The following is a 20,376-nucleotide window of genomic DNA, read 5'->3' on the forward strand; positions in this document are numbered from 1 at the left end:
CTGCAAGCTCAAAGCTCCCGGCCATGCCGGGCCATGATATGGCGCACCACGCTGTAGTCCTGGAGCGAATCGCTGGACAGATCCTTGCCGTAGCCCGAGCGTTTCAAGCCGCCGTGGGGCATCTCGCTGACCAGCATGAAATGGCTGTTGATCCAGGTGCAGCCGTATTGCAGCCGTGCCGCCACTTGCATCGCCTTGTCCAGGTTCTGGGTCCATACCGAGGAGGCCAGGCCATATTCCGAATCGTTGGCCCAGTCCACCGCTTGGCTGAGCTCGTCGAAGCGGGTCACGGTGACCACCGGGCCGAACACTTCCCGTTGGACGATCTCATCGCTTTGCTTGCAGCCGGCCAGCAGCGTCGGCTGATAGTAGAAACCGGCCCCGGAATGCACCGCCGCACCGGTGATGCGTTCGATGTGCGGCTGGCCAAGGGCTCGCTCGACAAAACTGGCGACACGGTCGCGCTGGCGCACGCTGATCAGCGGACCGATTTCATTGTCGGCGTCGCGCTTGCCGGCAAAGCGCAGGCTGCCGACCGCCGCGCCGAGTTCCGCCACTAGCCGGTCGTGGATACCGGCCTGGGCGTAGATCCGGCAGGCGGCGGTGCAATCCTGTCCGGCGTTGTAATAACCATAGGTGCGCACGCCCTCGATCACCGCTTGGAGATCGGCGTCGTCACAGACAATCACTGGGGCCTTGCCACCCAGTTCCAGATGCGTGCGCTTGAGGGTTTTCGCCGCCGCCTGAAGGATCTTCTGGCCGGTGACGATATCGCCGGTCAGCGAGACCATGCGCACCTTCGGATGGCTGACCAGATGGCTGCCGACGCCTTCGCCGCCACCGCAGATGATGTTGATGACGCCGGGCGGCAGGATCTCGGCCAGTATTGGCGCCAGGGCCAGGATCGACAGCGGCGTGTGCTCGGAAGGCTTGAACACCAAGGTATTGCCAGCGGCCAGGGCCGGGGCGATCTTCCAGGCCGCCATCATGATGGGGTAGTTCCACGGCGCGATGGAGGCCACCACGCCGATCGGGTCGCGGCGCACCATGCTGGTGTAGCCCGGCAGGTATTCACCGCTGAGCTGGCCGGTCTGGCAGCGCACCGCGCCGGCAAAGAAACGGAGCACATCCACCGTGGCGCTCAAATCATCCTGGCGAGCCAGGTGCAAGGGCTTGCCGCAGTTCAAGGATTCGAGACGGGCCAGGTGATCGGCATTTTTTTCGATGGCGCTGGCGATTTCCAGCAGCAGGTTCGAGCGTTGTTGCGGCGTGGTACGTGACCAGCCGCCGAAGGCGTGATGAGCCGCGAGGATCGCGGCTTCGACCTGTTCGATACTGCCCTCGGCGATTTGCGCAACCACTTCACCCGTGGCCGGGTTGAGAATCGGCTCGACAAAACCCTCGCCGGCCGCCAATTCTCCGTTGATCAACAACGCGGTACACAACGGGGTTTGCGTGCCAGCCATGTTTTATTTCTCGAGTTGTCAGCAGTCTTGAGGATTCAGCAAGACTAGTGCGCACTCGCAAGGCCTACAAATTCGAAATACTCAACGCTGCGTTCGATTAAATCGATGGCTTGCGTCCGCCATGGGATTGTTCCCGAGCGACCGCCAGGAACGGGTCGACCGAGGCCGGGCGTGCAGTTCCCCGGCGCCAGGCCAGCCCGACATCCAGCGTCTGGTTGAGGTCGGCGATGGGGCGCGCCTCGATGATGTCGCCTTCCAGCGACCAGGGGCGGTAGGTCATGTCCGGCTGGATCGAAACACCCAGGCCGGCCGCCACCAGGCTGCGTACCGCTTCGGTCGAGGCTGTGCGGAGGGTGATTTGCGGTTGCAGGCCGGCGCCGCGCCACAGGCGTTGCGCGTTGCGGTCCATTTCATCGACGTTCAATTGGATCAGCTGTTCCCGGGCGACATCCGCCAGGTGGATGCTGTCGTTTTCAAGCAGCGGATGCTGCGCCGGCAACCACAAGCGATGGGGTGAGTGGGTCAGCACTTCGGTCTGCAGGGCGTGGCGGTCTTCCAGGTTGGAGAGGATCAGCACGCCGACATCGATCTCACCGCTGACCAGCAGATGTTCGATGTAGGGACGTTCGTCCTCCATAACCCGGATTGCCACATTGGGGTAGGCGCGCTGGAAACGGGTCAGGAGATCCGCCAGGTAGTAACCGGCGACCAGGCTGGTCACGCCGATGGTGATCTGGCCGGCCACCTGGTCGGTGCTTTGCTGCAGGCTACGCTTGGCGTTATCGACCGTGGCGAGAATCAGATGGGCCTGGCGCAGGAACTGGTGTCCCTGATGGGTCAGCGTCATGCCTTTCGCGTGGCGGTTGAACAGGCTGACGCCGATTTCCTCTTCCAGTTGCTGGATTGCCAGGGTCAAGGTCGATTGGGAGATGAATGCGGTCTGCGCGGCGGCGGAGATCGAGCCGGTCTCGGCCACTGCGATGAAATGACGGATCTGGCGCAGGGTCATCATGACGCACATCCTGAGATCGGATTTATCGAGACCTTGAAGTGTATATCGTTTTTATCGAATGTTGCCGGCGAGACTTTGGTTGCCCAGGCAACATCTCGAAGCAATGTGACCAAGGGTAGTAGGGCACTTTCGTTCTAGGCTGAGGGCCTTATGATCCGGTTAACCCGAATGCGTGGAGGCGGCAAATGAACACCCGTGGATTGCTCGATCAGTTACTCAAGTCCGGTCAGGAAATGTTGCAGAACAAGGCCGGCGGTTCGCAAGGCAAGCCATCCAGCGGCCTGGGCGGGTTGCTCGGCGGCTCCGGCAACCTGGGCGGCATGCTGTCCGGCGCGGGGGGCGGGGCGCTGGCGGCGAGCGCCATGGGCATGCTGCTGGGCAACAAGAAAGCCCGCAATTTTGGTGGCAAGGCGCTGGCTTATGGTGGCCTGGCTGCCCTGGGCGTGATTGCCTACAAGGCTTACGGCAATTGGCAGGCCCAACAGGGCAACGCGCCGAAAACCGAGCCGCAGACCCTGGACCGCGTGCCGGCGGCGCAAGTCGAGCAACACAGCCAGGCGATCCTCAAGGCCCTGGTCGCGGCGGCCAAGGCTGACGGCCATGTGGATGACCGCGAGCGGCAGTTGATCGAAGGCGAATTCACCAAGCTCGATAACGACCAGGAGCTTCAACACTGGCTGCATGCCGAGCTCAACAAACCGCTGGACCCCACCGACGTGGCACGTGCCGCAAGCACGCCGGAAATCGCCGCAGAGATGTACATCGCCAGTGTGATGTTGGTGGACGAAGAGAATTTCATGGAAAAGTCCTACCTCGACGAACTGGCGCGGCAGTTGAAGCTGGAGCCGGGGTTGAAGGCGGAACTGGAAAAGCAGGTGCGCCAGGCGACTGCCTGATCTGTTCGTAGAGTAATTGGAAGAGTTGAAACTATACCTGTGGAGGGTTGCTGCGGGATCAGTCCCAGCCGTCGCTGCTGATCCTCCGACCTTCCGGCCGGCAATCGGGTGGGGGTGGAATAGGTTTGCGGCGAAAGATGCTTTTCGTGGCGAGGGAGCTTGATCGCGCTGGGTTGCGCAGCAGCCCTAAAATGGCTCCCTCGGTCAACCTGACACACCGAGCCAACTGGTTTCAGGGGCGCTGCGCGCCCCAGCGGGAGCAAGCTCCCTCGCCACAGGGGGCGTACGCGGAATCTCATTGCCCCTAAAGCCGCCGGGCGGGCTGCCGCTGGCGTTTGATTACGTTATACTCGCCGGCTTTCAAAAGTTCGCCAACGAGTGCTGCCCGCCATGGAAATCAACCCGATCCTGAACACTATCAAGGACCTGTCCGAGCGCTCCGAAACTATTCGGGGGTATCTTTGACTACGATCAAAAGCATGAGCGCCTGACCGAAGTCAATCGCGAGCTTGAAGATCCGAATGTCTGGAACAACCCTTCCTACGCCCAGGAACTGGGCCGCGAGCGTTCTGCGCTGGCGCAGATCGTCGAGACCCTGGACGAATTGTCCAGCGGCCTGGCCGATTGTCGCGACCTGCTGGACATGGCTGTCGAAGAGAACGACGAAGGCGCGGTCGGCGATGTCGTCGCCGAACTGACTCGCCTGGACGAGAACCTCGCCAAGCTGGAATTCCGTCGCATGTTCAGCGGCGAGATGGACATGAACAACGCCTACCTGGACATCCAGGCCGGTTCCGGCGGCACCGAAGCCCAGGACTGGGCCAACATCCTGCTGCGCATGTACCTGCGCTGGGCTGACAAACGCGGTTTCGACGCCACGATCATGGAACTGTCCGCCGGCGAAGTCGCCGGGATCAAGGGCGCCACCGTGCACATCAAGGGCGAATACGCCTTTGGTTGGCTGCGGACCGAGATCGGCGTGCACCGCCTGGTACGCAAGAGCCCGTTCGACTCCGGCAACCGGCGCCACACCTCATTCTCGGCGGTATTCGTCTCTCCGGAAATCGATGACAACATCGAAATCGAGATCAACCCGGCCGACCTGCGCATCGACACCTACCGCTCCTCCGGTGCCGGTGGCCAGCACGTAAACACCACTGACTCGGCCGTGCGGATTACCCACGTACCGACCAACACGGTGGTAAGTTGCCAGAACGAACGTTCCCAGCACGCCAACAAAGACACCGCGATGAAAATGTTGCGGGCCCGCTTGTACGAGCAGGAAGTGCAGAAGCGCAACGCCGCGTCCCAGGCACTGGAAGACACCAAGTCCGACATCGGCTGGGGTCACCAGATCCGTTCGTACGTGCTCGACGCCTCGCGGATCAAGGACTTGCGTACCAGCATCGAACGCAGCGACTGCGACAAAGTGCTCGATGGCGACATCGATGAATACCTGATCGCCAGCCTCAAGCAAGGGCTGTAACGCGACACCCACGCGGTGGGCAGGCACGCTTGCACGCAAGCGAGGCCTGCCCGCAAACTCCGGCCCGGGGCCGGGGGCAACGAACCTGTGATGGAATCCTTAAAGACATGAGCGACCTAGAACTCGACCCGCAAGCCCTGCAACAGGAAGAAAACTCCCTGATCGCCCTGCGCAAGGAAAAGCTTGCTGCCGAGCGCGAGAAGGGCCAGGCCTTCCCCAACGACTTCCGCCGCGACGCGTATTGCGACGTCCTGCAGAAGAAGTACGCAGACAAGACCAAGGAAGAGCTGGCCGAGGCGGCGATTGCGGTCAAGGTTGCCGGTCGCATCATGCTCAACCGTGGTTCGTTCATGGTGATCCAGGACATGACCGGGCGCATTCAGGTCTACGTCAACCGCAAGACCCTGCCGGAAGAAACCCTGGCCGCCGTCAAGACCTGGGACCTGGGCGACATCATCGCCGCCGAAGGCACCCTGGCCCGCTCCGGCAAGGGCGACCTGTACGTCGAAATGACCAGCGTGCGCCTGCTGACCAAGTCCTTGCGCCCGCTGCCGGACAAGCACCACGGCCTGACCGACACCGAGCAACGTTACCGCCAGCGCTACGTCGACCTGATCGTCAACGAAGACGTGCGCCAGACCTTCCGCGTGCGTTCGCAAGTCATCGCCCACATCCGCAGCTTCCTGATGAAGCGTGACTTCCTGGAAGTCGAGACGCCGATGCTCCAGACCATCCCTGGCGGCGCGGCGGCCAAGCCGTTCGAAACCCACCATAACGCCCTGGACATGGAAATGTTCCTGCGTATCGCCCCGGAGCTGTACCTCAAGCGCCTGGTGGTCGGCGGCTTCGAGAAAGTGTTCGAGATCAACCGCAACTTCCGTAACGAAGGCGTTTCGACCCGGCACAACCCCGAGTTCACCATGCTCGAGTTCTACCAGGCCTATGCTGACTACGAAGACAACATGGACCTGACCGAAGAACTGTTCCGCGAACTGGCGCAGTTGGTCCTGGGCAGCACCGATGTGCCATACGGCGACAAAGTGTTCCACTTCGGCGAGCCGTTCGTGCGCCTGTCGGTGTTCGATTCGATCCTCAAGTACAACCCTGAGATCACCGCCGCCGATCTGCAGGACATCGACAAGGCCCGTGCCATCGCTAAGAAGGCCGGCGCCAAGGTGCTTGGCTTCGAAGGCCTGGGCAAGCTGCAGGTGATGATTTTCGAAGAGCTGGTGGAGCACAAGCTGGAGCAGCCGCACTTCATCACCCAGTACCCGTTCGAAGTATCGCCGCTGGCCCGTCGCAACGACGAAGACCCAAGCGTGACCGACCGCTTCGAGCTGTTCATCGGTGGCCGGGAAATCGCCAACGCCTATTCCGAGCTCAATGACGCGGAAGACCAGGCCGAGCGCTTCATGGCCCAGGTAGCCGACAAGGACGCGGGCGACGACGAAGCCATGCACTACGACGCCGACTTCGTCCGCGCCTTGGAGTACGGCATGCCGCCGACCGCAGGTGAAGGCATCGGCATCGATCGCCTGGTGATGTTGCTGACCAACTCGCCGTCGATCCGGGATGTGATCCTCTTCCCGCACATGCGGCCCCAAGCGTAATGGTCTGAATCAAAAAGCCGCCTCGATGGGCGGCTTTTTATTGCCTGTCTGGTACAAACGTATCAATTGGTTACTTCTGAAATAGCGAGGAAACACCTGTCGTGAATCGTGCAATGGCTCCAGAAGGTGCAGCGGGCGTCGCCACTGCTGTCGCTGAAAGTGTTCAGTACCAGGGTCGCAAGGCCAGCCGACAGGGCAGTGAACAGCGCCGCCAGGACATTCTCGACGCGGCCATGCGCATCGTCGTGCGCGATGGCGTGCGGGCCGTGCGACACCGCGCGGTGGCCGCCGAAGCGGGCGTGCCGCTGTCGGCCACCACTTACTACTTCAAGGACATCGACGACCTGCTCACCGATACCTTCGCCCAGTACGTGGAGCGCAGCGCGGCGTTCATGGCCAAGCTGTGGACCAACAACGAGGGGCTGCTGCGTGAAATGGTCGCCTACGGGGACGGCAGCGCCGAGTCGCGCTCGCAATTGGCCGACGACATTGCGCGGATGACCGCTGATTATGTGCAGCATCAGTTGCAGAGTCGTCGCGACTATTTGATGGCCGAACAGGCCTTTCGCCAGGAAGCGCTGCTCAACCCACGCCTGGCGGAACTGGTTCGTTCTCATCAACGAATCCTGCTCCATGGCACCTGTCAGTTTTTCCAGGTGTTGGGCTCGCGCGAGCCGCAACAGGATGCCAAAGTGTTGACGGCGATTATCGGTCGGATGGAATATCAGGGCTTGCTCAATGGCGCCGAGCCTGTCGCTGAAGAAGACATGCTCGGCATCCTGACCCGCTACATGCACCTGGTACTGGCGTCGGTGTGATCCAGATGGGTTCACCACAGCCCTTGTGGCGAGGGGATTTATCCCCGCTGGCTGCGAAGCGGCCCCAAAACCAGCCAACTCGGTGCATCTGGCTAACTGAGCTGACTGCAAGGGGGCTGCTCCGCAGCCCAGCGGGGATAAATCCCCTCGCCACAGACCATAGGGAGTTCCAATGAAAGCCTGGCATGCCGTTGTTCTGGCCGTGTCGTTGCTGCTGCTCAGTGGGTGCCTGGTGTCGTTCAAGGCGCCGTTGCCCGACAGCGAAGCCGCGCCCAAGGGCCTGCTCGGCCAATGGACCAGCACCAACGCCTGGGGCGAGCCGTTGAACCTGGAGCTGACGCAAGTCGGCAAGCACCGCTACCAGGCCATCAGCTACTTCAGGGCCAAGCCCCGGGAACGCGAAGCCATTCCCGTGACGGTCTCCCGGCACGGCAGCCGCTGGTACCTGTCGGCCAAGGTGCCGGCCCGCTATGGCGGACATTTCGTCATTGCCGGTTTCGAACTGACCGACAAACAGGAACTGGTGGTCTACAACCTGGACATAGAACAGATCAACCAGGCCATCGGCCAGAAGCTCCTCAGTGGCCAGCCGAACCCAAGCGAAGAGGGCGATGGCGTGTTGGTGGACAGCGACATGGTCAAGGTGTTCAGCTACCTCGACGACCCAGCCAATTCCGACGTGTTCTCGGAAGCCGTGCGCTATCAGCGACTGGCCAAATCCCAATAACTGCTACAAGCGGACGTTTTTTTCACAGGAGTTCCGGGTGGACGATTACCAGCAGACGATACGCACCTTGTCCGATCGCATTGTGCTGGCGCAGACGCCGATTCGAATCCTCGACGCGGTGAAGTGGGACGAGAACATCCGCAAAGGGTTTCTCAAGACCAAGGGCAAGGAAATGCCCGCCGTGGACCGCGACTATTACCTCAACCGACCGCTGTCGTTCGATTCCAGCAAAGTGAAGCTGGAGTTTCAGAACATCGAGCGCGACATCACCCGCCAGCTCGGGCAGTTCAACCCGGTTGGCCAGATCATGCGCCGCATGTGCAAGGAATACCGCATGGTGGTGCGCATGCTCGAAGCGCGCGGCACCGAGGACTTCGGGCTGATTTCCCAGGAGCTGTATGGCGCGGCGTCCGACGCCTTCCACGCCGGTGACCCGACCCTGGCCGACCTGGGGCTGATGCTGTCCGATTACCTGAACAACATCGATGGCCGTGGCGACCTGAAGGACGAGCCCAAGGTCCTCAGCGCCAAGGAAGCCGTGAGCCTGTTGCAGCATCGCCTCAACCGGGTGTTCGGCGAAGCCGAGGAAACCATCCGCGTGTTCGAGTCCGACGGGATCGTGGCCGACGCGGCGGCGGGCGCCGACTACATCAAGATCCGCACCGACGCGATGTTCAACGAGCGCGATGTGCGCGCCCTGGAGGTCCATGAAGGGCTGGTGCACGTCGGCACCACCCTCAACGGGCTGAACCAGCCGATCTGCACCTTCCTGTCCAAGGGCCCGCCCTCGTCGACAGTGACTCAGGAAGGCCTGGCGATCCTGATGGAGATCATCACCTTCGCGTCCTACCCGAGTCGCTTGCGCAAGCTCACCAACCGTACCCGCGCCATTCATATGGTGGAAGAGGGCGCCGATTTCCTGCAGGTCTACGAGTTCTTCCGTGAACAGGGCTTTGAAATGGCCGAAAGCTACGGCAACGCCAGCCGGGTTTTCCGTGGTTCGGTGCCGACCGGACTGCCGTTCACCAAAGACTTGTCCTACCTCAAGGGCTTCATCATGGTTTACAACTATATTCAGCTGGCCGTGCGCAAAGGCAAGCTGGAGCAGGTGCCGTTGCTGTTCTGCGGCAAGACCACCCTGGAGGACATGCGCACGTTGCGCCAGTTAGTGGATGAAGGCCTGGTCGTACCGCCCAAGTACCTGCCCGACCAATTTCGCGACATGAACGCGCTGTCGGCCTGGATGTGCTTCTCCAACTTCTTGAACCACCTGAGCCTGGACCGGATCGAAGCGGATTATTCCAATATCCTTTAACCACACCAACAATCCCTGTGGGAGCGAGCTTGCTCGCGATAGCGACAGGACAGTCAATACAGCTGTGACTGACATACCGCTATCGCGAGCAAGCTCGCTCCCACAGGGGACTGCGTTCACTTCTGACTTGCGAGGCTTCACCGGATGCGAACCCTCGGCATCATTTGCCTGCTGCTGGCCCTGACCGGTTGCAGCTCCCTGTTGTTTTACCCCGAACGCGGCCTGCCGTTTACCCCGGAGCGGGCCAACCTTGAATACCGCGACGTCTCCCTGACCACCGCCGATGGGCTGAAGCTGCGGGGTTGGTGGCTGCCGGTGAAGCCGGGTGTAGAGGTCAAGGGCACGGTGCTGCATCTTCACGGCAACGGCGGCAACCTGGCCTGGCACCTCGGCGGGAGCTGGTGGTTGCCGGAGCAGGGTTATCAAGTCTTGATGGTCGATTACCGTGGCTATGGCGTTTCCGAAGGCGAGCCGAGCCTGCCGGCGATCTACCAGGACATCGACGCCGCGTTCAATTGGCTCGACCAGGCGCCCGAAGTGCGGGGCAAGCCGTTGGTGCTGCTCGGCCAGAGTCTCGGTGGCGCGCTGGCGGTGCATTACCTGGTCGAGCACCCGCAGCGCCAGCAGCAGCTCAAGGCCTTGGTGCTCGACGGCGTGCCCGCCAGTTATCGTGATGTAGGGCGTTTCGCTCTTGGCACCTCATGGCTGACCTGGCCACTCCAGGTGCCGCTGTCGTGGCTGGTGCCGGACGGCGACAGCGCCATCGGCTCGATCGCGCAATTGAACGGCGTACCGAAACTGATCTACCACAGCCTCGACGATCCGATCGTGCCCCTTTCCAACGGCATCCGCTTGTATCAAGCTGCGCCGCCGCCACGGGTGCTGCAACTGACCCGTGGCGGGCATGTGCAGACCTTCGCCGACCCAACCTGGCGAACCGTGATGCTGCGCTACCTCGACGACCCCCGGCACTTTGACGGCCTGCGCCGCCTGGGCGAAATTCCGAATTACCCGAAATCACCCGTTGAATCACCTGAGAATCCGCAATGAGCGAAGAACGTAACGCCATCCCCCTGATAATCACAGGAATCTGCAGCATCCTCGGCACCGTCGCGGCGCTCTGGTACTACGGCTACCTGCATTTCGCCAAGCCCGAGGATGCGTTGCTGCTCAACGAGTTCACCATGCTCAAGACCGTTCCGGGGGAGGACTACAAGGTTTCCCTGGAGCCGGCGCCGCAAGTGGCCCAGTGCATCGATGGCGTGCTGGTGTTGTTCGACACCGAACAGAAAGGCCTGACCGGTGTGCTGATCAACGAGAAGAAGCGCGCGGTGCGGTGCATGGGGCAGGAGACCCCACAAAAACTTCAGCCTTAAGCGAGACCCCTGTGGGAGCGAGCTTGCTCGCGATAGCGGTGGTTCAGCAGCATTGATAGTGCCTGACACTCCCCTATCGCGAGCAAGCTCGCTCCCACAAGGATCGTGTGCAGCCAAATAAATTTGATCATAAAAAAGCCCCGCCTGATTGAAGTCAGGCGGGGCTTTTGAGTTGCAGTCAACCGATCAGTTGGCGCTCATGGTCGAACGCGGGGCGACGGGCTGGTTGTCGTTGGAGATGGTGACCTCCACGCGACGGTTCATGGCGCGGCCCGAGACGCTGGTGTTGTCGGCGACCGGGAATTCCTTGCCGTAGCCCTGAGTCACGATGCGGGCCGGGTCGACGCCCATTTTCACCAGGGCGGTGCGCACGGAGCTGGCGCGGCGTTCGGACAGCGATTGGTTGTAGGAGTCCGAACCGGTGCTGTCGGTGTAGCCTTCGATGATCACCTTGCGATCCGGGTTTTCCTGGAGGAACTGCGCCAGTTTGCTCACGTTAGTCATACCGCTGGTACGCAGGTCCGACTTGTTGGTGGCAAACAGCACGTCGCCGAAGGTCACCAGCGTACCGCGCTCGGTCTGCTTGGCGTTGAGGCTGTCCTGCAACTGCTTGATCTGCGCGTTGCGGGCTTCCAGCAGTGCGCGGGCGCGTTCGTCACCGGCGTTTTTCAGCTCGGCTTCGGCGTTGCGCAGGGCAATGGTCTGCTTGGCCACTTCGACACGCTGGTTGGTCAGGTAGGCCAGTTGGTCGACCTTGGCTTCGTCCTCGTTATCCATGTAGGCCTTGTCGGCCTTGGCGAGAAAATCGGCAGCGTCCTTGGTTTCCAGAGCCGCGACCTTGGTGGCCGCCGGGTCGGCCTGCAAGCCGTTGTAGTTGGTGCGCGCCTGTTCCAGGTTCGCGTTCGGATCGTGGGAGCAAGCGGCCAGGGCTACGCAGGCGGCAAGCAGGGCGGGCATCATGAAATGTTTGTGCGTCATAGTCTGTCGTCCTTTTATCAATGAGAAGTGCGTCGTGGCTCAAACCGGGTCACTGGACCTTGTTCATGCCTTCCTGACGCAGTTCCTGAACCCCTTTCTGGGAATCCTTGAGGGCCTGTTCGGCCTTGGCGGCCTGGGCCTTGCGCTCGGCGACGCGGGCATCCCATTCGGCCTGTTCGGCCAGACGCTTGGCCTCTTCGTAATTCTCGTCGTGCATGGCGATCTCGGCCTGCTTGAGCTTGTCCTGGGCCGATTTCATTTCCACGGCGGCAAACTCGGTGCCGCCAGCGCTGACGGCGCTGTTGACCGCAGATTGCGTGACCGCGTATTGCTCCGAAGGTGGGTTGCCGGCACAACCGGCCAGAATGAAGCTGCTACCGATAGCCAGGGCAGCCAACTTCAGGCCGCGCAGGCCAGTGGATGAGGGTTTGGCAGTGCAGGTATTCATAGGCTTCAACTCCATTGGAAAACTCCTGAAAAAAACACCATTCCATGCTGGGACCGAAGCCGTGACGTCTGTTTTGGCGCTGGCGCCAGGGCGCGTTTTTTTAAACGGCCGTTCCAGTATGGTTATTCGGTGTGACCCGAGGCGTTTTTCAAAAGTTCAGGCAAGGATGGCCATTCGCCAAAAGAAATACTGACTGATTGGTCAAGCGCCAAAAAGCTGAACTTTCAAGGCGGGCAGCGGTATTCCAGCGCGACTGGGACAGGCTCCGCGCTGGAATTTCGCACGCCGGGAAGGGCGGCAATCAGTGTTTGGATTTGTCGCTGTGGGAGGAAAGTTCGCGCAGATGACGGCGTGACAGCGCGAGAAAACGTGGCGTCGGGCCCACGTCTTCATACAGCGGATCACCTTCCTCATCGGTCGATACGACTTGCGATCCCTTGACGTAGGGGAAGCTGGCTTCCAGCTCTTCCAACGCGGCGCCGATCAGCTCCCCGAGCAGTTCTTCGGGCTGACGCTTGGGGTACATGTCGCAGATGGCCGCCAGGCGCGCAGCGGCCTCTACATCGAGATGAATCGTGTAGCCGGTCTGGGTCAGGCGACCCTTGGCATTTTCTTCCCAATGCTGGGCAAGCTCACGGATTTTCATGATGACCTCAATAGCCCTGCTTATGGCAGGCGCGACAGTGACAAGCCGTTGTGGGGCTTATCTTGAGACTAGCTTTGTCCGACAAGGTTTAATGTCCCTTCGTCGCTTGTCATAAACGATCAGCATCGGCACTCTCTCCTACAAAGCTGTCCGGACCTTTTGCTGGAGAACTGCTGATGACCGATATCGATGCCCGCCTGCGCGAGGATGTCCACCTGCTCGGCGAGTTGCTGGGCAACACCATTCGCGACCAGTACGGGGACACCTTTCTCGACAAGATCGAGCAGATCCGCAAAGGCGCCAAGGCGGACCGACGTGGTTCCATGGACGCCGAACTGAGCGCCAGCCTCAATCAGTTGAGCGAGGAGGAATTGCTGCCGGTCGCGCGAGCGTTCAACCAGTTCTTGAACCTGGCAAACATCGCTGAGCAATACCAGTTGATTCATCGGCGCGAAGAATCCAAGCCTGCGCCGTTTGAAGCGCGAGTGTTGCCCGAGTTGCTGGCACGCTTGCGCGCCGAAGGCCACAGCGCCGAATCGCTGGCCCGGCAGTTGGGCCGGCTCGATATCGAGTTGGTCCTCACCGCCCACCCCACGGAAGTCGCCCGGCGTACGCTGATCCAGAAATACGACGCCATCGCCGCGCAACTGGCGGCCCAGGATCACCGTGACCTCACCAGTGCCGAGCGCGCGCAGATCCATGAGCGCTTGCAAAGATTGATCGCCGAAGCCTGGCACACTGAAGAAATCCGCCGCACCCGGCCCACGCCCGTGGACGAGGCCAAGTGGGGCTTTGCGGTGATCGAGCATTCGCTGTGGCAGGCCATCCCCAATTACCTGCGCAAGGCCGACCAGGCCCTGCACGCCGCCACCGGGCTGCGCTTGCCGCTGGAAGCCGCGCCGATCCGCTTTGCCTCCTGGATGGGCGGCGACCGGGATGGCAACCCGAACGTCACCGCCGCGGTCACACGCGAAGTGCTGTTGCTGGCGCGTTGGATGGCGGCGGACCTTTATCTGCGCGATGTCGATCACCTGGCGGCCGACCTCTCCATGCAAAAGGCCAGCGAGGCCTTGCGCGCCCAGGCCGGTGACAGCGCCGAACCCTATCGCGCGGTACTCAAGCAATTGCGTGAACGCCTGCGGGCCACCCGCAACTGGGCCCAGGCCTCCTTGAAAGCCACTACGCTGGCCTCTTCCGAAGTGTTGCAGGACAACCGCGAACTGCTCGATCCGCTGGAGTTGTGCTATCAGTCCCTGCACGAGTGCGGCATGGGGGTGATTGCCGACGGGCCGCTGCTCGATTGCCTGCGCCGCGCGGTGACCTTCGGGCTGTTCCTCGTGCGCCTCGATGTGCGCCAGGATTCGACGCGCCACACGATGGCCATGACCGAGATCACCGATTACCTCGGGCTTGGACGCTATGAAGACTGGGACGAAGAGCAGCGCATCCGTTTTCTGCTGGATGAGCTGAATAACCGTCGTCCGTTGTTGCCGCCGCATTTCAAACCGTCCGCCGACACTGGCGAGGTCCTGGCGACCTGTCGGGAAGTCGCGGCGGCACCGGCGGCGTCCCTGGGTTCCTACGTGATCTCGATGGCCGGTGCCGCTTCCGATGTGCTGGCAGTTCAATTGCTGCTCAAGGAAGCCGGCGTGTTGCGGCCGATGCGGGTGGTGCCGCTGTTCGAAACCCTCGCCGACCTGGACAACGCTGGGCCGGTGATGGAGCGCCTGCTGGCGTTGCCGGGTTATCGCTCGCGCCTGCAAGGACCCCAGGAGGTGATGATCGGCTATTCCGATTCAGCCAAGGACGCCGGGACCACGGCGGCGGCGTGGGCACAGTATCGAGCGCAGGAGCGACTCGTGGACATCTGCCGCGAGCAGCAAGTCGAACTGCTGTTGTTTCATGGTCGCGGGGGTACGGTAGGCCGTGGCGGTGGCCCGGCGCACGCGGCGATCCTGTCGCAGCCGCCAGGTTCGGTGGCGGGGCGGTTCCGCACCACTGAGCAAGGCGAAATGATTCGTTTCAAATTCGGCCTGCCGGACATCGCCGAACAGAACCTCAACCTTTATCTCGCCGCGGTGCTGGAAGCGACCCTGCTGCCACCGCCGCCGCCCACGCCAGAATGGCGCCATTTGATGGACGAATTGGCCGCTGACGGCGTCAGTGCCTACCGCGCGGTGGTGCGGGAAAATCCGCAATTCGTCGAGTATTTTCGCCAGTCCACGCCGGAGCAGGAGTTGGGTCGTCTGCCCTTGGGCAGCCGTCCGGCCAAGCGTCGCGCCGGGGGGATCGAGAGCTTGCGGGCGATTCCGTGGATCTTCGGCTGGACCCAGACCCGCCTGATGCTGCCAGCCTGGCTCGGTTGGGAAACCGCCCTGGGCAAGGCGCTGGAGCGCGGCGAGGGTGAATTGCTGGGGCAGATGCGCGAACAATGGCCGTTCTTCCGCACCCGCATCGACATGCTGGAGATGGTGCTGGCCAAGGCCGACGCCGATATTGCCCAGTCTTACGATGAGCGTCTGGTGGAACCGGCATTGCTGCCGTTGGGCGAGCATTTACGCGACCTATTGTCGCAGGCCTGCTCGGTGGTCCTGGGGTTGACCGGCCAGTCGCAGCTACTGGCACATAGCCCAGATACCTTGGAATTCATTCGCCTGCGCAACACTTACCTCGACCCCTTGCACCTGTTGCAAGCCGAACTGCTGGCACGTTCGCGACAGCAGGACGTTGCCCAAGGCAGCCCCGTGGAACAGGCATTGCTGGTGTCTGTAGCCGGGATCGCCGCCGGTTTGCGCAACACCGGCTGACGTCGGGTCGTTACCCGCGACAACTCGCCCGGCTCGTCCGGGCGTAGCCGTTTATGGAGAACGACAGGTCGGCCAGGCGACAGTTTGTTGTCAGGTTGCGACTCTCGCCACCTCGTACGAAGGTCGCGTTCGACGCGGGTTCCTCCGACTTTCGGCGGCTTGTGTGGGTCGGGCCTGCTGTGTATCTTGATCAGCCTTTGGCCGTTTGGGCGGCCACGATCCTGTTTTCCGAGATTGGCCCCACGAGGCGAATCCGAGCGTTTACATAAAAAAATTGAGGAGCACATCGATGCGCGTCATTCTGCTGGGAGCTCCCGGGGCCGGTAAAGGTACTCAGGCAAAGTTCATCACCGAAAAATTCGGTATCCCGCAAATCTCCACCGGCGACATGCTGCGTGCGGCGGTCAAGGCCGGCACCGAGCTGGGCATCAAGGCCAAGAGCATCATGGATGCCGGCGGCCTGGTGTCGGATGACCTGATCATCGCCCTGGTCAAGGATCGTATCGCTCAACCTGACTGCGCCAATGGCTTCCTGTTCGATGGTTTCCCGCGCACCATTCCACAGGCTGAAGCCCTGGTGAGCGCCGGCGTCGAGCTGGATGCAGTCGTTGAAATCGCCGTCGAGGACGAAGAAATCGTCCAGCGCATCGCCGGTCGACGTGTTCATGAGCCGTCCGGCCGTGTCTATCACACCGTCTACAATCCTCCAAAAGCCGAAGGCAAGGACGATGTGACGGGTGAAGAACTGGTGCAGCGCAAGGACGATACCGAAGAAACCGTGCGTCATCGTTTGTCGGTCTACCACTCCCAGACCAAGCCGCTGGTGGATTTCTACCAGAAGCTGTCGGCTGCCAACGGCAAGCCGAAATACAGCCATATCGAAGGCGTCGGTTCGGTTGAGGCCATCACTGCCAAAGTGCTTGCGGCCTTGAGCTGAAAAGTCTGATCGGCAGCAACAACTACGGCCCGCTTGCGGGCCGTAGTTGTTTATACTGGCGCACTTTTTCCCCACCTGATTTACGGACACATTAATGAGCACCTTGCTGGCCCTGGACACCGCGACTGAAGCTTGCTCCGTTGCTTTGCTGCACAACGGCAAGGTCACGAGCCATTACGAGGTGATCCCGCGTTTGCATGCGCAGAAATTGCTGCCGATGATCCAGCAGTTGCTCAGCGATGCCGGCACCAACTTGCAAGCGGTGGATGCAATCGCCTTCGGTCGCGGGCCCGGGGCTTTCACCGGTGTGCGCATCGCCATCGGCGTGGTGCAGGGCTTGGCCTTTGCCCTGGAGCGCCCGGTGCTGCCGGTGTCGAACCTGGCGGTGCTGGCCCAGCGCGCCCTGCGCGAACACGGTGCGCGCCAGGTCGCCGCGGCGATCGATGCGCGCATGGACGAGGTGTATTGGGGCTGCTATCGCGAAGCGAACGGCGAGATGCGCCTGGCGGGGCCTGAAGCGGTACTGCCACCCGAGGCGGCGGCGCTGCCGGCTGAGGCGAGTGGTGATTGGTTCGGCGCCGGTACGGGCTGGGGTTATGCCGAGCGGATCGGTGTCAGCCTTGTTGGCCAGGACGCCTCGATGTTGCCCCATGCCGAAGACTTGCTTGCGCTGGCACGCTTCGCCTGGGAACGCGGCGAGGCCATTGTGGCCGATGATGCCCAGCCGGTTTACCTGCGGGACAAGGTAGCAACGCCAAAATCCGAGCGACAATCCCAGGCTTGACCACACTCCAAGCGGGCACAGTTGTGGCGAGGGGATTTATCCCCGCTGGGCGCGTAGCGCCCCCGACATTGTTGCGCCAGATGCGGATCTGGCGAGAGCTGCGCAGTCGAGCGGGGATAAATCCCCCGCCACACAGGCACTTTTAATCCCAGAGTTTTCTGGCTGAAAGTCATTTCCCCGTCCATAAGTCACACCCAACCTTGCCAGTCGTCACTTTTCCGGCCCGTTTTTAAACCTTTTTGGCTTTCTGTGTTCTAGTTATCACTTGCGCGTTTGCGCGGCTACGAATGTGCCGCTAAATTGCCATCATTGATACCGAGCATTCTGTCATGCGTATAGACGGCGTTTCATCCCAGTCCTACCCGATCAAGCGTCGGCCTCGTGCGGGTAAATCCGCTGAGCCCGAAAACTTCGATGATATCGATGGCGACCTGGAATTTCCGTCCGAAGAGCAACTGGCCGCACGTGCCGCCAAAGCCTCTGCGCAGCGCCTGAGCAATCTCCCCGCCCGTCAGCAGGACATGCTGTATCACCGCGCCATGAGCCGCAGTGTCGCCACGGCCCTTGCCAGTTATTTGAGCACTGCCGGTTTTGTCGACTGGGATATGGAAGTGCTAGGGCTCGACCTCTACATCTGATGCGGTTGCCTTATTACCTGGGCTGCCCATCCTGGAGCGAAAACGCCTGGCGCGATTATCTTTATCCCCAAGACGCAAAAAGCTCCGACTTCCTGAACCTCTATAGCCAGGTTTTCAATGCCGTGGAAGGCAACACGACCTTCTATGCGAGCCCGTCTGCGGCCACTGTCCAGCGCTGGGCGGAAATCATGCCCGAGCATTTTCGTTTCACGGCCAAGATCCCGGGCGACATCAGCCATGGCGGCGACTTGCGTGAACACCTGACCGCCACTGAAACCTTCGTTCAACTGCTCAGCCCGCTGGGCGAGCGCGTCTCGCCGTTTTGGCTGCAGCTGTCCAAGGCCTTCACGCCCAATCGGATGCAGGAGCTGGCGGCGTTTATCGACGCGTTCCCGAGCCCGTTGGCGGTCGAGGTCCGTCACGACGAGTTTTTTGCCAAGGGCGATGCCGAGCGCCGGCTCAATCGCCTGTTGCTCGATCGCGGCGTGGAACGCATCTGTCTCGATCCACGGGGCTTGTTCAGCTGCGCCTCGACCGATCCCTCAGTGATCCATGCGCAATACAAGAAGCCTCGGGTGCCAACGCGGCCAGCGGCTTTCACTCAATGCCCGCAGGTGCGCTTCGTCGGCCATCCAGTGGTGGAAGCCAACGAGCCGTTCCTGACGCCCTGGGTGGAAAAAATCGCCGAGTGGATCGAAGAAGGGCGCACCCCGTACATGTTCCTGCACACCGCCGACAACCTTCTGGCGGCAAAGCTCGCGATGCGTTTTCACAGCCGCTTGATGAACCGTTTGCCTGGCTTGCCGGCCCTGCCTGAGCTATATAGAGAACCCGCCGCCGAGCAACTGGGTTTGCTCTAAGGCAAACCCTCCCATTGCTCAGGAGCGACTCTGATGGATGCACAAACCCGGCGAGCCCAGGCGTTCAAGGCCCTGCATGAACGCGAAGGGGCCTTTGTAATTCCCAATCCGTGGGATGCCGGATCGGCGAAGATGCTCGCCAGCCTTGGCTTCGAAGCCTTGGCGACCACCAGTGCCGGCCACGCTTTTTCCCTGGCGCGGCCCGATGGTGCGCTGGGCCTGGATGACACCCTGGCCAACGTGCGAGCGATTGTGGCGGCCACGGATCTGCCAGTGGCGGTCGACCTGGAAAACGGCTTTGCCGATGCGCCCGACGCATGCGCGGCCAGCCTGCTGCGTGCGGCAGAGGCCGGGGCGGTGGGGGGCTCCATCGAGGACGCCACGGGGCGCGAAGACAGCCCGATCTATCGTTTCGATCAAGCAGTGGCGCGGGTCAAGGCCGCGGCCGAGGCGGTGCGCAGCCTGCCGTTCCCGTTCATGCTCACCGCCCGCGCGGAAAATTTCCTGCACGGCAAACCCGACCTGGACGACACGATCCGACGCCTCAAGGCGTTCGCCGACGCAGGCGCCGACGTGTTGTACGCGCCAGGATTGAGCAGCGCCGAACAGGTCCTCGCGGTGGTACAAGCGGTGGCGCCCAAACCGGTCAATGTGCTGATGTCCGGCGCCCTGGACCTTACCGTGGCGCAGTTGAGCGAACTGGGCGTCAAGCGCATCAGTGTCGGCTCGGCGTTGGCGTTGGCGGCCTATGGCGAGTTCTTCCGCGCCGCGCAGGAAATCCAGGAGCAAGGCACGTTCACCTTCACCCGTCGCTCGATGCCATTCAAGCAGGCCAATCAATTATTCAAGGGCTGATGCCCGGGGCGTTGTCGTGCGGTTTTTCAAAGGTTTGATGGTGGTGCTGCTGATCGTCGGCGCCGCAGTGCTTGGCGTATGGCGCGGCTGGTTGTCGGTGCCGCCGCAATGGAATCCCTGGGCGCCGCTGGACGTCAGCGCCCCGCCGAACATGCTGACCCGCTACAAGCTGATGGCCCTGCGCAACGACCCGCAACTGTGCGACCAGGCGCTCGCTACGTCAGGGCTTCGGACCTCTCGCCAGGCGGACAGCGGCGCCAACACCACCTGTCCGTTGACCAATGTGTTGCGAGTGCAGGGCGGCGAGGTGGCGCTGAGCAGCAGCTTCCTGGCCAGTTGCCCGCTGGCCGTGGCTTTTGCGTTGTTCGAGCGCCATGCGCTGCAGCCGGCGGCAACGGCGGCCTATGGGCAGAAAGTCACGCGGGTCGATCATCTGGGCAGCTTTGCCTGTCGCAACATGTACGGCCGTGAGAGCGGGGCGCGCAGCCAGCACGCCACCGCCAGCGCGCTCGATATTGCCGGGTTTCGCCTGGCCAATGGGAAAGCGATCAGCGTGCTCAGGGACTGGCCGAAAGACAACACCGATGCGCAGTTCCTGCGGCAGGTGCGAGATGGCGCCTGTGAGATGTTCAGTGTGGTGTTGAGTCCGGACTACAACGCGGCGCACCGCAACCACTTCCATCTGGATGTAGGGCCGTGGTGGATCTGTCGGTAAGA

The 20,376-nt window shown here is 61.8% G+C and carries 20 protein-coding genes; 15 read left to right on the forward strand and 5 right to left on the reverse strand.

The genetic code is table 11. The annotated features are described in order from the left end of the window. Positions 1–8: 8 nt before the first annotated feature. Together DOCECA_RS01900 and DOCECA_RS01905 are read right to left on the reverse strand one after the other, a co-directional pair. Positions 9–1,466, reverse strand: coding sequence for a gamma-aminobutyraldehyde dehydrogenase (locus DOCECA_RS01900; RefSeq protein ID WP_445571389.1), 1,458 nt, complete (start codon positions 1,464–1,466; stop codon positions 9–11). A gap of 97 nt (positions 1,467–1,563) precedes the next feature. Next, positions 1,564–2,478, reverse strand: coding sequence for a LysR family transcriptional regulator (locus DOCECA_RS01905; RefSeq protein ID WP_420764201.1), 915 nt, complete (start codon positions 2,476–2,478; stop codon positions 1,564–1,566). 185 nt (positions 2,479–2,663) lie between these two features. Here DOCECA_RS01905 and DOCECA_RS01910 point away from each other — a divergent pair, with 185 nt between their 5' ends. The 8 genes from DOCECA_RS01910 (at position 2,664) to DOCECA_RS01945 (ending at position 10,706) form a co-directional block, all read left to right on the forward strand. After that, the gene (locus DOCECA_RS01910) at positions 2,664–3,374 is read left to right on the forward strand and encodes a tellurite resistance TerB family protein (protein WP_434609775.1); all 711 of its coding nucleotides are present in this window, start codon (positions 2,664–2,666) and stop codon (positions 3,372–3,374) included. Positions 3,375–3,764: 390 nt separating this feature from the next. Beyond that, positions 3,765–4,860, forward strand: a protein-coding gene (gene prfB, locus DOCECA_RS01915) for a peptide chain release factor 2 (protein ID WP_095963568.1) whose coding sequence is annotated in 2 segments (ribosomal slippage) — positions 3,765–3,836 and positions 3,838–4,860 — 1,095 coding nt in all. Because the reading frame shifts where the segments join, the coding sequence is not laid out codon by codon here. A gap of 107 nt (positions 4,861–4,967) precedes the next feature. After that, complete coding sequence (gene lysS, locus DOCECA_RS01920; protein ID WP_420764203.1) at positions 4,968–6,470, forward strand: lysine--tRNA ligase; 1,503 nt, start codon at positions 4,968–4,970, stop codon at positions 6,468–6,470. 101 nt (positions 6,471–6,571) lie between these two features. Further along, positions 6,572–7,288, forward strand: coding sequence for a TetR/AcrR family transcriptional regulator (locus DOCECA_RS01925; RefSeq protein WP_420764204.1), 717 nt, complete (start codon positions 6,572–6,574; stop codon positions 7,286–7,288). A 172-nt stretch (positions 7,289–7,460) separates the two neighbouring features. Continuing rightward, entirely contained in the window at positions 7,461–8,015 is a 555-nt protein-coding gene (locus tag DOCECA_RS01930) for a hypothetical protein (RefSeq protein ID WP_445571390.1), read from the forward strand. Positions 8,016–8,052: 37 nt separating this feature from the next. Continuing rightward, the gene (locus tag DOCECA_RS01935) at positions 8,053–9,330 is read left to right on the forward strand and encodes a flavohemoglobin expression-modulating QEGLA motif protein (protein WP_420764206.1); all 1,278 of its coding nucleotides are present in this window, start codon (positions 8,053–8,055) and stop codon (positions 9,328–9,330) included. 144 nt (positions 9,331–9,474) lie between these two features. Then, complete coding sequence (locus tag DOCECA_RS01940) at positions 9,475–10,380, forward strand: alpha/beta hydrolase (protein ID WP_445571391.1); 906 nt, start codon at positions 9,475–9,477, stop codon at positions 10,378–10,380. Continuing rightward, positions 10,377–10,706, forward strand: coding sequence for a hypothetical protein (locus tag DOCECA_RS01945; protein ID WP_420764208.1), 330 nt, complete (start codon positions 10,377–10,379; stop codon positions 10,704–10,706). The genes DOCECA_RS01940 and DOCECA_RS01945 overlap by 4 nt, the downstream gene beginning before the upstream one ends. A 186-nt stretch (positions 10,707–10,892) precedes the next feature. On the opposite strand, the gene DOCECA_RS01950 is transcribed toward DOCECA_RS01945, so the two are convergent. The 3 genes from DOCECA_RS01950 to DOCECA_RS01960 form a co-directional block, all read right to left on the reverse strand. Further along, the gene (locus DOCECA_RS01950) at positions 10,893–11,684 is read right to left on the reverse strand and encodes an OmpA family protein (protein WP_420764209.1); all 792 of its coding nucleotides are present in this window, start codon (positions 11,682–11,684) and stop codon (positions 10,893–10,895) included. Positions 11,685–11,733: 49 nt separating this feature from the next. Next, the gene (locus DOCECA_RS01955) at positions 11,734–12,147 is read right to left on the reverse strand and encodes a DUF4398 domain-containing protein (protein WP_014336761.1); all 414 of its coding nucleotides are present in this window, start codon (positions 12,145–12,147) and stop codon (positions 11,734–11,736) included. 286 nt (positions 12,148–12,433) lie between these two features. Then, a complete protein-coding gene (locus DOCECA_RS01960; RefSeq protein WP_420764210.1) occupies positions 12,434–12,778 on the reverse strand; it encodes a pilin assembly protein in 345 nt (114 codons plus the stop codon). A gap of 176 nt (positions 12,779–12,954) precedes the next feature. Between DOCECA_RS01960 and ppc the strand changes: the two genes are divergently transcribed. The 7 genes from ppc (at position 12,955) to DOCECA_RS01995 (ending at position 20,374) form a co-directional block, all read left to right on the forward strand. Then, entirely contained in the window at positions 12,955–15,585 is a 2,631-nt protein-coding gene (gene ppc / locus DOCECA_RS01965) for a phosphoenolpyruvate carboxylase (protein WP_445571392.1), read from the forward strand. A gap of 289 nt (positions 15,586–15,874) precedes the next feature. Next, complete coding sequence (gene adk, locus DOCECA_RS01970; protein WP_420764212.1) at positions 15,875–16,522, forward strand: adenylate kinase; 648 nt, start codon at positions 15,875–15,877, stop codon at positions 16,520–16,522. Positions 16,523–16,616: 94 nt separating this feature from the next. After that, entirely contained in the window at positions 16,617–17,306 is a 690-nt protein-coding gene (tsaB, locus tag DOCECA_RS01975) for a tRNA (adenosine(37)-N6)-threonylcarbamoyltransferase complex dimerization subunit type 1 TsaB (protein WP_420764213.1), read from the forward strand. Between the two features lie 329 nt (positions 17,307–17,635). Further along, a complete protein-coding gene (locus tag DOCECA_RS01980; RefSeq protein WP_420764214.1) occupies positions 17,636–17,944 on the forward strand; it encodes a hypothetical protein in 309 nt (102 codons plus the stop codon). Beyond that, positions 17,944–18,804, forward strand: a complete 861-nt coding sequence (locus DOCECA_RS01985; protein ID WP_434650088.1) for a DUF72 domain-containing protein — start codon at positions 17,944–17,946, stop codon at positions 18,802–18,804. The genes DOCECA_RS01980 and DOCECA_RS01985 overlap by 1 nt, the downstream gene beginning before the upstream one ends. A gap of 33 nt (positions 18,805–18,837) precedes the next feature. Continuing rightward, entirely contained in the window at positions 18,838–19,659 is an 822-nt protein-coding gene (locus DOCECA_RS01990; protein WP_434650089.1) for an isocitrate lyase/PEP mutase family protein, read from the forward strand. Between the two features lie 16 nt (positions 19,660–19,675). Next, positions 19,676–20,374, forward strand: a complete 699-nt coding sequence (locus DOCECA_RS01995) for an extensin-like domain-containing protein (protein ID WP_434562511.1) — start codon at positions 19,676–19,678, stop codon at positions 20,372–20,374. The last annotated feature ends 2 nt before the right edge of the window (positions 20,375–20,376 follow it).

The sequence above is a fragment of the Pseudomonas sp. E102 genome, assembly GCF_052660185.1.

Coding starts and splice junctions, on each gene's coding strand:
- DOCECA_RS01955 (WP_014336761.1), bottom strand. CDS start 12,147: ATGGAGTTGAAGCCTATGAATACCTGCACTGCCAAACCCTCATCCACT.
- DOCECA_RS01985 (WP_434650088.1), top strand. CDS start 17,944: ATGCGGTTGCCTTATTACCTGGGCTGCCCATCCTGGAGCGAAAACGCC.
- lysS (WP_420764203.1), top strand. CDS start 4,968: ATGAGCGACCTAGAACTCGACCCGCAAGCCCTGCAACAGGAAGAAAAC.
- DOCECA_RS01945 (WP_420764208.1), top strand. CDS start 10,377: ATGAGCGAAGAACGTAACGCCATCCCCCTGATAATCACAGGAATCTGC.
- DOCECA_RS01990 (WP_434650089.1), top strand. CDS start 18,838: ATGGATGCACAAACCCGGCGAGCCCAGGCGTTCAAGGCCCTGCATGAA.
- DOCECA_RS01960 (WP_420764210.1), bottom strand. CDS start 12,778: ATGAAAATCCGTGAGCTTGCCCAGCATTGGGAAGAAAATGCCAAGGGT.
- DOCECA_RS01950 (WP_420764209.1), bottom strand. CDS start 11,684: ATGACGCACAAACATTTCATGATGCCCGCCCTGCTTGCCGCCTGCGTA.
- ppc (WP_445571392.1), top strand. CDS start 12,955: ATGACCGATATCGATGCCCGCCTGCGCGAGGATGTCCACCTGCTCGGC.
- DOCECA_RS01910 (WP_434609775.1), top strand. CDS start 2,664: ATGAACACCCGTGGATTGCTCGATCAGTTACTCAAGTCCGGTCAGGAA.
- DOCECA_RS01940 (WP_445571391.1), top strand. CDS start 9,475: ATGCGAACCCTCGGCATCATTTGCCTGCTGCTGGCCCTGACCGGTTGC.
- DOCECA_RS01905 (WP_420764201.1), bottom strand. CDS start 2,478: ATGATGACCCTGCGCCAGATCCGTCATTTCATCGCAGTGGCCGAGACC.
- tsaB (WP_420764213.1), top strand. CDS start 16,617: ATGAGCACCTTGCTGGCCCTGGACACCGCGACTGAAGCTTGCTCCGTT.
- DOCECA_RS01930 (WP_445571390.1), top strand. CDS start 7,461: ATGAAAGCCTGGCATGCCGTTGTTCTGGCCGTGTCGTTGCTGCTGCTC.
- adk (WP_420764212.1), top strand. CDS start 15,875: ATGCGCGTCATTCTGCTGGGAGCTCCCGGGGCCGGTAAAGGTACTCAG.
- DOCECA_RS01980 (WP_420764214.1), top strand. CDS start 17,636: ATGCGTATAGACGGCGTTTCATCCCAGTCCTACCCGATCAAGCGTCGG.
- DOCECA_RS01900 (WP_445571389.1), bottom strand. CDS start 1,466: ATGGCTGGCACGCAAACCCCGTTGTGTACCGCGTTGTTGATCAACGGA.